Source organism: Psychrobacter sp. 4Dc, from assembly GCF_002836715.1.
GTDB lineage: Bacteria > Pseudomonadota > Gammaproteobacteria > Pseudomonadales > Moraxellaceae > Psychrobacter.
The window spans coordinates 20290-37185 of record NZ_PJAT01000039.1 but is presented as its reverse complement, the minus strand read 5'-3'; the positions used below and the strand labels follow the sequence as shown (position 1 = coordinate 37185).

The following is a 16896-nucleotide window of genomic DNA, read 5'->3' as shown; positions in this document are numbered from 1 at the left end:
AGCAGCGAATTGTGGTGTATTAAATAGGTGCTTAAAAGCAAACTATTTGTTAAAAACTTACTTTAAAAGTTGTTTTTCAGCTCACGTAACGCTGCAAATACCGTTAACGACTTCTCATCATCGATAGGCATTTTGGATTTAACTCCTGCGATTACACTCGGCTCTTGTGTACGTAAAAACACATTTACCGTGCGCTCATGCTCTAGTGTCACTGGTAGCGTTGCCATGCCTTGTTCAGTTTGTACCTCTGCTCGTGCTAAGGCTTGCTGCATCGATTCATTGTCAGGTTCAATAGATAGACCAAAACGTAGGTTACTGGCCGTATATTCATGCGCCGGATACAGTAGCGCCTCATGAGGCAAGCCGTTCAAACGCTTAAAGCTCTCATGCAGTTGCTCAATCGTACCAGTAAACACACGTCCACAACCTGCACTAAACAACGTATCACCGCAGAAACAATGCTTTTGCCCATCGATATCCAAAATATAGGCCATATGGCTAGCGGTATGCCCTGATACATCCCAGACTTGCGCAGAGCAGCCCCATGCGCTCACCGTGCTACCGTCTTTGATAGTTTGATCTTCATCGACGCCATGCTCACTATGCGCAACCAGATGAGTCATCGGATACGATTCCTGCAACTCTGCGACGCCGCCGATATGATCATGATGATGGTGAGTCGTCCAAATCGATGTTAGTTCGAGCTCATGCGTCTCTAGATAATCAATGACCGGCTGGGCTTGACCTGGATCAATGACAATCGCCTGCTTATTATTTTCATTAATCAATGTCCAGATATAGTTATCGCTAAATGCTTTGATTGGGTGAATACGAATACTCATATTAAATCCTTACCGGTAGTTATTTTTGTTACGTGTTATTTTAAATTATTTAATTTAACTGTTATTTGATAGCAATAGCATATATTTAATAAAACAACATATAGGCTCAGCTGTCCGTTGTTATCGGGTCAAGCTTTATAGTAAATACTGTTTATTGTTTTAAATATTTATTGATACGCCCTTCTGCCTCTTTATCCACCCACCAGTAATCGATACCAACAGCATTGGTCGGTAGTTTTTCAGTATGGCGATACTGATCCCAATAGGCGACATTGGTGCCAGATTTGCCGTATAGCGGTACGACATAATGACCTGCGCGCAACAACCGATCTAACACCTGTGTATACAGTACAATCTCGTCACGATTTTTGGCATTACCAAGGGCAGCAACGACCTTATCGACGGCAGCATTTTTGATACCAGCACTATTATGATTGCCAGGCTCGTCAGCAGCAGCGCTACCCCAAAATGCCGCTTGCTCAGCACCAGGAGATAGGCTTTGAGCAAATACGTCCACGACCATGTCATAGTCAAAACGGCGCATACGCTCATAATATTGCGGCCCATCGACTTGACGCAAGGTTGCATCAAATCCCAAGCGTTTTAGATTGCGAATATAAGGCAACAATACACGGCCCATGGTCTCGCCTGTCATCAAAATCTCAATCTGAGCAAGCGACCCATCAGGTTGATATAGTTTCATATCCTCATAATAAAACCCAGCCTCTAATAGAAGCTGGCGCGCTTCTAATAATCCTTGACGATTAAAGCCATTACCATCGCTGGTGGGTAGCTGCCATTCTGCTAATGTTGCTTGGTGCTGTTTCGGTTCGAGCTCAGACAATAACGGTGTCAATACCTGCATCTCTGCATCAGATGGCGTACCCGTTGCGGCAAGTTCTGAGCCATGGAAGAAGCTCTGCAAACGCTCGTACTGCCCATGAAATAGGGTTTTATTCATCCATTCAAAATCATAAGCAGCTGTCAGTGCTTGGCGAACTTTGATATCTTGAAAGATTGGGCGACGCATATTCATCACCAATGCCTGCATCGGTACTGGATTTTGGCTGGTTATCGTCTCTTTTTGGATAAGCCCTGCTTTTACGGCAGGGAAATTATACCCAGTTACCCAGTTAGATGCTTTATTTTCGGGACGAAAACGGTATTGACCGGATTTAAAACCTTCAAAGGCAATCTCATCACTTTGATAATAAACAAACTTGATCATATCAAAATTGTAGCGGCCACGATTGACCATCAAATCACGCCCCCAATAATTGGGATCACGTATATAACTTACCGAACGCCCTGCATCGACGCGTCCCAATTTATAAGGACCACTACCCATCAATGGTGACAGACTGATTTTCTCAAAATCGGCATCAATGGAAGACTTGGCAAATATAGGGAACTGGCCAACAGTCAGTAAAATCTCTTTGTTTTCAGCAGAGGCAAAGACAAACTTTACTTGTTGATCATTAATGATTTGAATGTCTTTGATATCGCTAAGATAACTGCGAATATACATGGGGCCTTTGTTCAATATCGCCTCAAAAGTCGCTTTTACATCGCGACTGGTCACACCCGACCCATCCCAAAAACGAGCATTAGGATTGAGATGATAGATAATCCAGCTGGTATCATCTGGATCATATGTCACTTTACTTGCCAGCTGTGGATACATGGTAAATGCTTCATTTAATGAGCCAGTCATCAAAGTATCATACAGATAGTCTGTGCCAATCATCGCGACGCCTGTGGTCATCCATTTATTGGCGCTATTAAACGTACCGCGAGCATCTAGAGACAGCGTACCTCCTGATGGCGCTTTTGGATTGGCATAAGGTAAGTAAGGTGCATCGATGTACTTAGTAGGACTATTGTGACCAAGCGCGGTCGTCGTGATAGGTGCAGCGATACTGCTCGGTATCAAACTGACGGTGATGGTTAGCAATACAGCTTTTAACAGGGCGTTTTTTATTATCATGACGTTATAATAAACCTCTATGCTAACCAATATAAATATCAAAACGTAAAGCCTGACAGCAAAACAGCGTTATAGCAAAATTTTATCATAACAAACTTAGGTTTTTTAACACTTTAGCGCAGAATTTCCCTACTTCTAAAGTAGTGGGATGAATGCATTGTTGGTAGTAACTATTTCTACATTTGGTATTATTAATAATAAATATAGCACGAAATATAAGCACCGTCTGTATGCCCACTCAAATTCTAAACGCCCATAAAGTTAGGATATATCCTAATGCCGATCAGCAAGTATTCTTTGCTAAATCATTCGGTTGTACGCGCTTTATTTGGAATAAAATGCTTGGTGATAAGATTGATCATTACAAAGCTACTAAAACCACCCTAAACAACACCCCAGCTCAGTACAAAAAAGAGTTTGAATGGCTCAAAGAAGTGGATAGCCTGGCATTGGCTAACGTACAGCAACAGCTAAGAGCTGCCTATAGCAAGTTTTTCAAACAAGGCTCAGGTTTTCCTAAATTCAAGAAAAAAGGCATTAAAGACAGCTACACCACCAACAATCAAAAGGGAACGGTAGCCGTCACAAAAAACACCGTTAAACTGCCTAAAATAGGCCACATCAACGCCAAATTCCCCAGTAAAATAAACGGCTTAATAAAAAGTGCCACCATAAGCAAAACCCCATCAGACAAGTATTACGTCAGCCTATTGGTTGAAACGGTCGTTGAGCCACTACCAAAGACTCACTCTAATATCGGCATTGATTTAGGACTGACCCACTTCATCGTCTTATCAAATGGATGCAGAGTTGCCAATCCTAAGTTTCTGGCAAAGTTGCAAGATAAACTGGCGCGAGAACAAAAGATTTTAGCCAAACGTAGAGCTGTGGCCAAAGCGGATCAACGTAAACTATCAGAGAGCGGTAACTACCAAAAGCAAAAACTTAAAGTTGCTAAAGTCTACGAGAAAATAACCAATAGCCGCAAAGACTTTCTACATAAGCTCTCATTCAATATCATCAAAAACCACGATGTTATTGCTATTGAGGATTTGAATGTAAAGGGTATGGTTAAGAACAGGAAACTTGCCAAAGCCATATCGGACAGCGCTTGGTCGGTCTTTACCACCATGCTGGCATATAAAGCGGAATGGTACGGTAAAACGCTTGTTAAAATAGACCGGTGGTATCCATCCTCTAAAACGTGCTCAGGATGCAGTCACTTGCTAACGAAAGCTGAATTACCGCTGTCGTTAAGATCTTAGAATTGTCCAAGTTGCCTGCAAGAAAATGACCGAGACCTCAACGCCAGTATTAACATCTTAAATCAAGGATTGCTACTGGCTAAACACTCAAAAACTGTCGGTGCGACAGGGTTAGCTTAGTCAATTCGCTTAACCGCTGATACAGAATATCGTGTCAAGTATGAGCGTTACCTAAGAAACCCCTACCTATAAGGTAGTGGGTAGTTCATCCTAATGGTTTGCCGTGTTACGCGGCATCCATCAGTACGACATCATTGATATTAGATATAATGGCGGCAGATATTAAACGCTTCTTCCTAAAACTGCGCATCGACAAATACACTCATAAAAAAAGACGCAACTTGTAAAAGCAGCGTCTTTTATTTTAAAGGCTATTATGACTTATGCATGCTTTTTTTCGAACGCAATCATAAAGTCAACCAGCTGCTGTACCCACTCAATTGGTACGGCATTGTAGATGCTGGCTCGCATACCGCCTACGTCACGATGACCTTTTAGATTTAACAATCCAGCTTTTTCTGACTCTTCTAAGAATACTTTATCAAGGCTGCTGTCTGCTAAAGTAAATGGCACGTTCATGATAGAACGATACTTAGAATCTACTGGATTATTATAAAAACTGCTGTCATCGATTGTCTTATAAAGTAAGTCAGCTTTTTGCTGATTGATTTTACCGATAGCAGCTACACCTCCCTGCTCTTCCAACCAATCAAACACCAGCCCTGCTAAGTACCAAGAATACGTCGCTGGCGTGTTAGACATAGACTCTTTGTCAGCTTGATGCTCATAGTTCAACAGCATAGGACACCATTCACTTGCTTGCCCCATCAAATCGTCACGGATAATGACAATGACTAGACCTGCAGGACCGATGTTTTTCTGGGCGCCCGCGTAGATCATGCCAAATTTAGACACATCTATGGGCTGCGACAAGATACAAGATGACATATCAGCAATGATTGGCGCATCTACTTGTGGCGGCTCAAATATCTGTAGGCCATGAATTGTTTCATTAGCACAGTAATGAAAATAAACGGCGTCTTTACTGATATTCCAATCGCTTTGCGCTGGTACGTCAGTAAAGTTATTCTCTTTGCCAGTCGCAACTAAATTAATCTCGCCCAAACCCAATGCTTCATAGCGCTTAGCTTCTTTGATTGCTTTACCTGACCACGCTCCTGTCGTCAAATAGTCACCGCGTCCGCCATTTAACAGATTCAATGGAATCGCAGAAAACTGCAAACTTGCGCCACCTTGCAAAAACAGCACTTTATAGTTATCTGGTATCTCCATAAGCGTGCGTAGCTTAGCTTCCGCTTTGTCAGTAATGGCCATATACTCTTTGCTACGATGGCTCACTTCCATGACCGACAGGCCGCGACCTTGCCAATCAAGCAGTTCGCTCTGTGCGCGCTCTAATACGGCTGTTGGCATGGTAGCAGGGCCAGCACAAAAATTTGGCAGGCGATGCGGGGTGGCAGTTGCTGTAGACGTTGGGGTTGTAGGCATAATCACAGTCCTAGGTATGATGAAATAAAAGGATGTTTTTTATTTCAGTTTGTTGATAAAGGCATTGGTATCGATGTTAGTTTTTATACAACTCAATGAGATATCTGCTCCCACAGCTGACGTTTAGCATCACTGTCTGCGAGCATTTCTTCTAATGTCGGCACAGTGGTCAGATTGGGATGTTGAAGGCCATCAGGCAGCGCGGTCAGTGCAGCAACTTGTATTTCTTCGCTTCGGCCAATTCGAAAAATATATCCTGCAAGACTGGCATTGGCAAGCTCAGCAGTATCCATACCATCACAAATCGGGAATGAGGTGGTCTCACAGGTGATTGATAGCGCTTGGGTGATGTTTTGCCATAGTTTTTGACTGTCACTATTTAGCGCTTTGATATCAACCAATATCACCCAGTCACCATAGCGGCCACCTTGCAGGTCAAATGGTGCTACTTTTTTTAAGCTATCATCATTTATGCTGTCATCACTAGTACTCTGCGGAAAATTACTCTGCGCGAATTGAGGCTGCTCAATAGGTGCATTCGTAGAGGTTACAGCAGTTTGGTTCGATGCAGTACTTGGGATGTCATGATAGTTAGACCCAGTACTTGAACTAACAGTATTTGAACTAACAGTATTTGAACTAGCAGCACTTGAACTGACCGTAGTTGAATCAACGGAATCAAAACTATAAGTAACAGGGCTTTGCTCACTAGCCGTCTGTTCAGTAGTAGCTTGCAAATCAGTACCATACTCATCGGCAACATAGTCGCTAGCGTTATAATCATTGATATCATAACCACCAGACGGTTGATCAACTGTGTCTACCACTCTAACGCTCGCTATTACTTCATTGTTATTAGACTCAATATCAGTGGAATCAATATTTGACTGCTCAACCGAAGCTGTCGCAATGTCAGCCATATTGATGGTTTCTGACTCAGGTTGTACCCACTGATTGATACCCATCATCGCTAGAATTTGGCGTTGCTGCACACGGCGCTGTAATACAGTTAGTGGGTCTTGGGTATCACTCATTCGACTCTACTATCCTACTCATTTTGTTTATATCATTTACAGATGTGTTTATGGTTTTGGCAGCTCTCACTGAGTATGCATCACACTATTAATCAAATACTAGATCCATACCCATCAAAACAGCTGTCGAATACCGAGCCAACGCTCTGATATTGCCAGCAAACAATCGTATTCATCTTGGCTGATTATCGTATCGTGTAACATCACCGTATGCAACGTACTTAGCCATTGGCGGTATTCATTATGAGTCGGCTGGTTCATCTCACTTTCATTATAATCTATTTGGCTACCGTCCTGTTGCTTCTCTCGATAATTATCAGCATTCTGAGCACCTACCAAGCGCTTGATAGAGTGATTGGTAGAGACAGGAACCGCAGAAATAATCGCCAATAACTGAATGCTATTCAAGTGCTGTGCGGTCAATAATAGCCACTGTAAATTAACGTCGCTTACTGTCATAAGATCAATATTAATCAAGCGCGCATGCCGTCTCAAATCTACAATATAATGCGCCACACTGTCGTTACCCTCACTCAATAACGATCGGTCATGCATTGAAATCATCTGGCCTTTTGCATCTTTTGATAGTCGATAAGCCAATAAGACAACAACTGATACTTCTGATTTACTAAGTCCTGTAAACACCTGACCTGAAGGGTCCAATTGCGCCCTTACGTCTTCCATACCAGTCTTTAGTATTTGCGGCCATAGAGACTGCGCGTCTGTATCTTGTAAAACTTTAGACAATATCGGTAGTAACTGCTGCAAATGTAGCGCTTGCCATAATGATGATATTGGCGATTTTTGATGTGCTAAAGCTAACGGGTTATTCAGAGTAATCGCAACCGCATGAGCGTTATCACTAGCTATATTTTTATCTGACGAATCAGAAGCTAAGCTTTTGGTTAAGTCAGATGTCAGCTGTTGGTTAAATAACTCAAATATGCCCTGCTGATAACGCAACAACATCGTACGGCATTTTTCTTGTTTTTTATAGTACTGATGACTGTCGTGACTATGATCGTTTTTACTTTTGAGCTTTAGATCTTCAATACATAGTTCAGATAAATTCTTTTGATGCAATTGGTTTAAGGCGAGCTCAATCAAAGCGCTGTCTAAACGTCTGTCCAAACTGGCTACTACTGTCATCAGCTTAGTATCTATCCTATGCGGTAATATTTGCTCATGGGAAGTCGAGTCAGTCGCAACAGAGAAGCCATCATTCCAAATATCATTCAAACTATAAGTGGCAGTCGTTGATAATGATTGATGCTGATGACAAAGCAAGACAGCTTCGACTAATGCTAGCGCACCTAAAGGATGATGACTATGGTTGAGTATGTACTGAGGTAGTGATACCTTTTTAATATCATTAAACCCAATTAATGTGTTTTCTGGTAGGTCAGCGTCAGGTTTGGACTGCCACGGTTTTAATAGCTGATGAACGCCAACGTCTTCGGCCTGTACTTGAAGCCGCCCATCGACCACCACATCAGCTTCTACGGCAAACTCTAAACCGTCATCAATCTCTAATTCGCCATTATCTTTATTACGACTGTCGCTTATAGATTCAGCAAGAACTTTTGCGTCACTTATCTGTTTATTGTCTCTTATATTAATCGTTGCAGCTGTTTGAGATCCAAGTAACGCCGACTGCTGCAAGTTTTTTTCTGGGAAATCTTCACTTAGGCTATTTTCTTTTGTTGCCCCCCAATCACCTAAGCGTCGTTGCCTATATATTTCTTTGACCTTTTGCTGATTTATTCGCTTTTCTTTGGCAACTTGTACCGCAAACTCATGATAAGCATCCGCATTAATAGCGCTCATACGCTCAGTCAAGCTTGGATGTGTGGCAAACCATGACACATCACCCAAGTCTGCCCCACTACTAGCAAAGAAAAAATGACTGAGTCCATTGATATCGGCGATGCCAGACAAACGCGAGCCGAGCGAGTCTTGATGAATAGCTTTTAAGGTTTCGATAATCGCAGGCGTACGTGTCAATTGAACACTAGTAGCATCAGCAAGTAGCTCGCGCTCACGATTAAAACTGTGCTTAATCAACTGCGCGCTTGCCATACTAGAGAAGCTCAAACCATGCAGTAGCAATGTCCAGACACTACGCGGGGCTTGACGATCTATTATAGGTGGCGTTTGCACCCATTTAGACTGACGCTTGGCTGAGGACTGCTGTTGTTGTGATTGCTGCTGCCAATAAGCGACCCATTCACTATGCGTGGTGAAATTAGCGGTTTGCGCTTCTGTATTGCGTGCAAGCGTATCAACCTGTCTCTGTGATAGAAACTTTTGGGAAATACTATCGCTATCAAAATAACGGTAATTAGATATTGGGTCACTCCAGTCATATAGTATCTGCAAGCCTGCCAATACCACCATCAGCTGTAGATTGAACGTAGCATCACCGTGCAATATATGACCATATTCATGACCAATGAGTCCGTATAGCGCCTCGTCAGACAGTTTATCTAACGCACCTTGAGTAACGACGAGTACCATATCTGAGCTATGGCGACCAGCGACGAAACCGTTGATACCCTGCTCGTCAGGTAGCACGTACAAAATAGGGGTTTGCAAACCTGCCGCAATGGCCAGTTGTTGAGCGATTTCATAGTAGCGACGATAAACGGGCGGAAAATCGCGCTCGTCACGTACTGCTATATGACGTGAACTATAGCGAACCTTTTCTTCAGCTTCGTGTTGATGAGCGACTCCTTGACTGTGCTCCCATGCTTCTTGGCTGTTATCAATGAATAGCCTAACCGCCCCTACTCGCTGAGCAATAGCGCGGCCACCTGCTCGCAGGCGTCGATACTCTAAAAAACTACCACCAACGAAACTGCCTAACGTCAAGACAATGACCAGAACCAATACCCAGTAGTATATACCGCCTGTAAATACTGTCAGCAGTATAGACATGACAGCCAGTCCCACTGCCATATGAGCAAGTACAATCAGGAAAAACAGTCCATAAAGTAATAGACTGCGCCGCGTACGTATCCGCTGTTCACCAAAAAAATCCATCAGATTAGGCTGCCTAGAGTTCGCCAAAATTGTCTAAACCTTAGCCCATATTGACAATCGGTGCCTGAGCAATCGCTTCTCTGTCTTCGAATACCAACTGACTGAGTGGACGAAAGCCAAACGTCGTACTAACGAGGTTATTAGGAAAGACTTCGCGATCATTATTATAAAACATTACGCTGTCATTATAATGCTGACGGGCAAATCCGATGCGATTTTCCGTATTGGTTAGTTCGTCCATGAGTTCCTTGATCATACTATCGGCTTTGAGCTCTGGGTAGGCTTCGACGACAGCGGAAAATTGACCCAACGCTTTAGACAGCATACCTTCTGCTTTTGCAAACAGTGCCATATGCTCTAGCGAGTCTGGCTGATGCTTATTAGAGTCTTGTAGATCTTGAGCATGATTACGCGCGCTAATGACGCGAGTGAGTGTTTCTTCTTCATGACTCAAATAACGCTTGGCAGTTTCGACCAAGTTTGGAATCAGATCATGACGACGCTTTAGTTGCACATCTATTTGAGCAAAGCCGTTCTTTGCTTGGTTACGTGCGCGTACCAATCTATTAAAAATAGATACCCCAAACACAACTACCAACACCAAAAATGCAATGAATAGCCAAACAAACATCTTCATAATCAAACTCCAAGGTGTCTAGAATGTTAATAAAAAGTTAATACATTGTATTTTAACTCATATTAATCAATAAAACCTTAGAACTAGATCGGAACTATAAAGGAAATCGAACAGGAAATTAAATTGAAAACTACATAAGCAATTAGCTAACCATCAGACAAAAATTTGACCCAAAAAAAGCCCTTTACAATGAAGGGCTTAATACATTACAAATAGGTTTTTTGTACTTTATAAATATAATTATCAAATTTTAGGCAAAAAAAAGCGACTCCATCAGCACATCCTCGGCACACACTATAACTATTACCGTTGCTACCTTCCGGTCCTGGCGGGATTCATAGAACAATGTTGCGAGGCTACCAATGGAGCCACCAGTCGCAAATTATACAAGAAATTTTTAATTTTACAACCCCTATCTTAAAACTGTTTGCTTTAGGCCCTAAATAGCACTGTCATTTAGTTTATTAGCTCAGGTCCGCAATGTATGAGCACAAATTATATCAGTAACTTAGGTCACAAAATTCTCACAGCAACTTATATGAATTTTGCTATTTTAGTGAATGAAGTTGCACCCATGTCGATTTCTAGAGAACAATAGGGACAACTTTTCATGTATGAATGAGCGTTGATAATTGTCATTTATATATTATTAGAATCAACTTAGGAGATAATAATGAAAAATACTTTATTGAATAAAGCAGCACTAGCTTCTGGTACGGTTTGTCTCATGACAGCGATGATGGGTAGCGCCCATGCAGAGCCAACAGGCTATGATCAACTGACATTTCAGACAGAAATAAAAGAAGAGATTCAGAACGATGAAGTACGAGCCAGCTTGTACAAGAAAGCACAAGCAACTGACTCTAAGACTTTAGCTACAATGCTTAACACCTCAATCAACAATGCCATGAAAATTGCCAAGCGCTACCCTAGCGTGACCGTGAGCACAGGGCAACAGCGCACCTATCCACGCTATGACAAAAACGATAAAATCATCGGCTGGACAGGTCAAGCAAACATAGATTTAAAAAGTACAGACTTTTCAGCGACTAGCCAACTAATTGCTGACTTACAAGAAACCTTAGTGATGGACAATCTTAATTTTGGCGTATCAGATACCAAAAAAGATGCGCTAGAACAAAAATTAATGACCGAAGCTTCTCGCGCTTTTCAGCAGCAAGCTAAGAGCCTTACCCGCGCTTGGGATGCTCGTGGCTACCGCGTCGTCAATGTTAACCTAAACACAGGTAGCAACTATCCACGTCCAATGTATAGCGCTATGAGCATGAAATCAGGAATGGCAGACGAGTCAGTACCAAGCCAAAGCTTTGAGTCTGGTAATAGCACTATTTCTTTGACTGCTAACGGTACCATCGAGTTAACTAAATAAGACAGCTTATAGTTAAAATAAAATAAGTGATTTACATTAAAAAAGGCAAGCATCGTTAACGGTGCTTGCCTTTTTATTTTGCTAGCGATATCTATTCATTATATTCAATCATTATTGAGACCATTATTGAGACCATTATTGTGACTGAGCAACTTCCTGTTGACGCAGTTTTAGCATCAATTTTTGATACCAAGCTAGCTTTTGATAAGCCAACAACTGCGCTGCCTTTCTTTTGTTGTCTTGCAATGTGGTTGTATTTTGAATCACATATACAGTACGTGTGATTTGCTCAAGTGTTTGGCCAGTTTCGCTTTGTATAATGGCCTTAATTGTATGAGTACCTGGCAAAACATCAACAGTAGCAATAGACGCGCTCAAACCTTGTGCAACCTCTTTGTCATCAAAATAAATACGGGCACTATCCCCTACCTGTAACGCAGGCTTAATCTGCACATTGACATCGATATTCTGTACGGGACGACGATAGGCTCTCTCTTCGCTAGGTTCAGTAATGGCTAACTGATAGTTTACTGGCGTGGTAACCTTAGTATTTATCGCAGGCGACTCAGTAGCAGTCACTGTCTGCGACGCATTTGATGATTGGCGACTTGTATTAGGATTGGTTGTCGTATTCAGACTAGTTGATCTGCTCGTCTCATTACCCGTCGTAATAGCCATTTGACTGACTTGTTTGCCAACTTGCTGCTCATAATCCTGTGGACGGTCGGTAAAGGTGACTTGACCGGTTTGCTCATCGACCACTTTGTAAATAGGTGCAGCATTCGTGAGAGATGTACAAAGACTAGCGAGAGCAACCGTAGTCCATAACCCAACTCTAATCCTACTCTTCAAGAAACTCGGTTTTGCTAATAAAGTCATAATCCATCAACCTAGATAGTGTCTACTATTAATATAATTTTATAAAACTATTATGCGTGAGTTTTGACATGAAATCAGTAGCGATTTCAAAGAAAATTCAGCAATTGGAATGATACACTTTATTAATACGCATAAAAAAACCAGCTAAGAATAACTTAGCTGGTTTTTTTGACTCAAAATAAATGAGTGTTTTAGCGACTAATTAGCAGCTGTAGTACATGTCAAATTCAACAGGATGTACAGTTACGTTCAGACGTTGTACTTCTTCTTCTTTCAAAGCGATAAACGCTTCTAGCATGTCTTCAGTGAATACATCACCTTTTAATAAGAAGTCATGATCGTCACGCAATGCTTGTAATGCAACATCTAAGCTCTCTGCAACCGTTGGGATTTGCGCTTCTTCTTCTGGTGGCAAGTCATACAAGTTTTTATCAGCAGCTTCACCTGGATGCATTTTGTTTTGGATACCGTCAAGGCCAGCCATCAATAGTGCAGCAAACGCTAAGTATGGGTTAGCCGTTGGATCAGGGAAACGTGCTTCTACACGTACCGCTTTCGGGCTGCTTACGTGTGGAATACGAATAGATGCTGAACGGTTAGATGCTGAATAAGCAAGTTTAATAGGCGCTTCATAATGAGGAACTAGGCGCTTATAGCTGTTCGTTGATGGGTTGGTAATCGCATTCAACGCACGAGCATGCTTGATAATACCGCCAATGAAATACAATGCTATTTCAGACAGACCAGCATACTCATCACCAGAGAATGTGTTTACGCCGTCTTTTGAGATTGACATATGTACGTGCATACCTGAACCGTTATCACCAACGATTGGCTTAGGCATAAAGGTCGCTGTTTTACCAAACTGATGCGCAACGTTATGAACAACATATTTCAATTGCTGAACTTCATCCGCTTTACGTACCATCGTGTTGAATGCAACACCGATTTCAGACTGGCAAGAAGCCACTTCATGGTGATGAACTTCAACCGAACCTTCACCAACGATTTCTTCTATGCGTTCACACATAACAGCACGCATGTCATGTGAGCTATCGATCGGTGGTACTGGGAAATAGCCGCCTTTCACACGTGGGCGATGCGCCATGTTGCCCCACTCGTAAGTCTCGTTAGTCGACCATGCTGCTTCTTCAGCCGTGATCTTATGACTAACGCCAGACATATCGACTGACCATTTAACATCGTCAAATACAAAGAATTCAGGCTCTGGACCGAAATAAGCAGTATCACCGATACCAGTAGACTTTAAATACTCTTCAGCGCGACGTGCGATAGAACGTGGGTCACGGTCATAACCTTGTAGCGTTGATGGCTCGATGATATCGCAAGTCACTACCACAGTCACCGCGTCAAAGAACGGGTCAACAAAAGCAGTTTCTGGATCAGGACGCAAGATCATATCTGACGCTTCGATACCTTTCCAACCAGCGATTGATGAGCCATCAAACATTTTGCCGTCTTCCATGACATCTTCATCAACGGTATGCGCTGGGAAGCTGATGTGCTGCTCTTTGCCGCGTGTATCAGTAAAGCGAAAATCAACCCATTTAGCATTAGAGGATTGGATAAGATCTAATAGTTTATTCGACATGAATAGTCTCCGTTGTGTTGATCACGTAATTGCGATTTAAAATTATTAATATGATGTTCTTGTCCAAGAATGTCAGATGTGCTCTCAATACTAAAACAGCGCATTCGATATTATGCTTATTATCAGCACTATTTTGCGTATTAGTCAAGATGCTCATCTAAAGCGTTTACTCAATCAGACCAATATTTGTGCACATGGTCTAACATACGCCAATTCAATCCTAACGACATTCTAGCAATATACAACTCATAATGCTGAACTCTTCGGGCTCTTGTTAATAATTATTTTTAGACCAATTTCTTGGCTTTAAAAATAATCATAACAGCAATAATGCAAAGGCTATGCCAATGTATTGCCACTCTGATAACAGATATAGTTATAGATAGATTTAATTATCAATATTTACAGTGATTTATACGATTAATATCGTTATATATTCATTAATTCCCATCAAATTAATTTTTAGAATAGCACTTAATTAGAGCACCAGTTGAGAACCAAAGGCACTTAATTGGTGCAAATACAAATATATTTATTATTGAAATGCTATTTTATAGTGCAATGTTAATAGCTGAATTTATAACATTGTCTCTGACTACATTATTTTATGCGTCAAAAAAAAAATAAAAAATATGTTTTTACTTGGTGCTTACTTAGATAGCCCGTACCCTACATTTGATAGAAAACAAAATAGTGGTAAGATAACCGCGCGCAATAACCTCCTCTGTTATAGTCAGAGCTGCTTGTGTTCGGCAATCAAGTGACTCGATAACAGTGAGAACAAATTTCATGTTAAAAATATAATAAAACTGATAAGTTGAAGCCTTAATGATTTTGATGATCGATAATTACGATAGCTTTACGTACAATATCGTACAGTACTTCGGTGAGCTAAAGCAGGACATCACTGTCTGGCGTAATGATCAGGTCAGCATTGAGCAGATTAAAACCCTTGCACCTGATGTGATTGTGATTGGCCCAGGTCCGTGCGATCCTGACCGTGCAGGTATTTCGCTGCAAGCCATTGAGACATTTAAAGGAATTATTCCTATACTGGGTATTTGCTTGGGTCATCAAGCTATCGGTCAAGCCTTTGGCGGTCAAGTGGTCAAAGCTGGCGAAGTCATGCATGGCCGCTTATCAGCTATCTATCACAACGAGCAAGGTGTGTTTGCCAGATTACCTAACCCGTCACAGGTTACGCGCTATCATTCACTCGTCATTGATAAGACAAGCTTGCCAGACTGCCTTGAACTCACCGCATGGACACAGAATGCTGATGGTAGTATTGAGGAAATCATGGGTATTCGCCATAAGGAGCTGGCTGTAGAAGGCGTCCAGTTCCATCCTGAGTCGATATTGAGCGAAGCAGGTTATCAATTGCTCAATAACTTTTTACAGACTCATGGCTTGTCTACTCTAACATCCGATGAGCTACCACAAGTTGGCTAGATTTGACTAAAAGCACCTTGGTAAAAAATGCTGCTTTCATAAGCCTATGCCAAATTTCACACAGATTCATATAAAAAATAATAGTAAGTGAGACCATAATGAGTACGACAAAAATAGAAGAAACGCATACGCCAGAGAGTATTGCAAAATTGTCTGATGAGCAAACACATCAACTGTTAACCACAGCTTTGGGTAGAATATTTCAACACATCGATTTAACTTTTGATGAGATGTATCAAGTGATGCTGATTATCATGCAAGGTAGATGTAGCGACGCTATGATGGGCGCTATCTTGACGGGACTACGTATGAAGGGCGAATCCATTGACGAGATTACTGCTTCAGCCAGCGCCATGCGTGCACTAGCCGCCAATATTGAACCAAAGAACTGTGATTACTTGGTAGATATCGTTGGTACTGGCGGTGATGGTGCTAATCTGTTCAATGTCTCGACTGCATCGGCATTGGTTGTTGCGGCAGCTGGTGCACAAGTTGCTAAGCACGGCAATCGCGGCGTCTCAACCAAATCTGGTAGCTCAGACTTACTTGAGCAAGCAGGTATCAGTCTTGCGCTCACTCCAGAGCAAGCAAAAGACTGTATCGAAAACCAAGGTATCGGGTTTTTATTTGCACCCAATCATCACAGCGCCATGCGTTATGCCAACCCTGTACGCCGTGAATTAAAAGCACGTACCATCTTTAATATTTTGGGCCCATTGACCAACCCTGCTGGCACGCCAAACTTAGTCATCGGTGTATTTACCGCGCAGTTATGTGAGCCGATTGCTAAGGTGATGAAAAACTTAGGCGCACGTCATGTCATGGTAGTAGGCGCAAAAGATGGTCTTGATGAAATCAGTCTTGCGACTTCGACCACAGTCGCTGAGCTAAAAGATGGCGAGATATCAGTCTATGATATGATGCCAGAAGATGCGGGTATCGAGTCCCAAACTCTTATCGGCCTAGATGTCGACTCTCCAGCACAAAGTTTAGATCTGATTCGTGCTGCGCTATCTGGAGCCGACACTCATGACCGTGCCGTACTTAAAGCACGTGATATGATTGCGCTAAATGCAGGTGCCGCGATATACACTGCAGGACTTGCCAGCAACTACCCTAACGGTGTTAGCCGAGCACAAAAAATCATTCAAAATGGTGATGCTTTACTCAAACTTGAGTCTTTAGCCAACTATACCCAACAGCTAGTCGCTCAAGGTTAACTTATAAGCACTTATATACTGTCTATA

General features: G+C 42.1%; 12 protein-coding genes and 1 other RNA gene. 4 read left to right on the top strand and 9 right to left on the bottom strand.

The genetic code is table 11. From position 1 onward, the window contains the following. Positions 1 to 62: 62 nt before the first annotated feature. Both gloB and CXF61_RS01930 read right to left on the bottom strand, forming a co-directional pair. Positions 63 to 842 (bottom strand): hydroxyacylglutathione hydrolase, encoded by a 780-nt coding sequence (gene gloB, locus CXF61_RS01935; protein ID WP_057760343.1) that lies wholly within the window; start codon positions 840 to 842, stop codon positions 63 to 65. 151 nt (positions 843 to 993) lie between these two features. Next, a complete protein-coding gene (locus CXF61_RS01930; protein ID WP_165596994.1) occupies positions 994 to 2826 on the bottom strand; it encodes an extracellular solute-binding protein in 1833 nt (610 codons plus the stop codon). A 233-nt stretch (positions 2827 to 3059) separates the two neighbouring features. Here CXF61_RS01930 and CXF61_RS01925 point away from each other — a divergent pair, with 233 nt between their 5' ends. Continuing rightward, a complete protein-coding gene (locus CXF61_RS01925) occupies positions 3060 to 4094 on the top strand; it encodes an RNA-guided endonuclease TnpB family protein (RefSeq protein ID WP_264755658.1) in 1035 nt (344 codons plus the stop codon). Positions 4095 to 4475: 381 nt separating this feature from the next. Here the strand turns inward: CXF61_RS01925 and serC are convergent, their stop codons facing one another. From serC to ffs, 5 genes are all read right to left on the bottom strand, one after another. Beyond that, a complete protein-coding gene (gene serC / locus CXF61_RS01920) occupies positions 4476 to 5603 on the bottom strand; it encodes a 3-phosphoserine/phosphohydroxythreonine transaminase (protein ID WP_165596967.1) in 1128 nt (375 codons plus the stop codon). A 92-nt stretch (positions 5604 to 5695) separates the two neighbouring features. Then, positions 5696 to 6637, bottom strand: a complete 942-nt coding sequence (locus CXF61_RS01915; RefSeq protein WP_165596966.1) for a DNA polymerase III subunit psi — start codon at positions 6635 to 6637, stop codon at positions 5696 to 5698. 114 nt (positions 6638 to 6751) lie between these two features. Continuing rightward, positions 6752 to 9706, bottom strand: a complete 2955-nt coding sequence (locus CXF61_RS01910) for a M48 family metalloprotease (protein WP_227526568.1) — start codon at positions 9704 to 9706, stop codon at positions 6752 to 6754. A 13-nt stretch (positions 9707 to 9719) separates the two neighbouring features. Next, positions 9720 to 10316 (bottom strand): LemA family protein, encoded by a 597-nt coding sequence (locus CXF61_RS01905; RefSeq protein ID WP_102091727.1) that lies wholly within the window; start codon positions 10314 to 10316, stop codon positions 9720 to 9722. 268 nt (positions 10317 to 10584) lie between these two features. Next, positions 10585 to 10681: signal recognition particle sRNA small type (gene ffs, locus CXF61_RS01900), an RNA gene on the bottom strand. A gap of 308 nt (positions 10682 to 10989) precedes the next feature. Between ffs and CXF61_RS01895 the strand changes: the two genes are divergently transcribed. Beyond that, complete coding sequence (locus CXF61_RS01895) at positions 10990 to 11706, top strand: SIMPL domain-containing protein (protein WP_165596965.1); 717 nt, start codon at positions 10990 to 10992, stop codon at positions 11704 to 11706. A 135-nt stretch (positions 11707 to 11841) separates the two neighbouring features. Here CXF61_RS01895 and CXF61_RS01890 read toward each other — a convergent pair whose 3' ends face one another. Beyond that, positions 11842 to 12585 (bottom strand): DUF4124 domain-containing protein, encoded by a 744-nt coding sequence (locus CXF61_RS01890; protein ID WP_165596964.1) that lies wholly within the window; start codon positions 12583 to 12585, stop codon positions 11842 to 11844. Between the two features lie 202 nt (positions 12586 to 12787). After that, positions 12788 to 14197, bottom strand: coding sequence for a type I glutamate--ammonia ligase (gene glnA, locus CXF61_RS01885; RefSeq protein WP_165596963.1), 1410 nt, complete (start codon positions 14195 to 14197; stop codon positions 12788 to 12790). Positions 14198 to 15025: 828 nt separating this feature from the next. Between glnA and CXF61_RS01880 the strand changes: the two genes are divergently transcribed. Then, a complete protein-coding gene (locus CXF61_RS01880) occupies positions 15026 to 15649 on the top strand; it encodes an anthranilate synthase component II (RefSeq protein ID WP_101204991.1) in 624 nt (207 codons plus the stop codon). A 98-nt stretch (positions 15650 to 15747) separates the two neighbouring features. After that, the gene (gene trpD, locus CXF61_RS01875) at positions 15748 to 16869 is read left to right on the top strand and encodes an anthranilate phosphoribosyltransferase (RefSeq protein ID WP_165596962.1); all 1122 of its coding nucleotides are present in this window, start codon (positions 15748 to 15750) and stop codon (positions 16867 to 16869) included. The last annotated feature ends 27 nt before the right edge of the window (positions 16870 to 16896 follow it).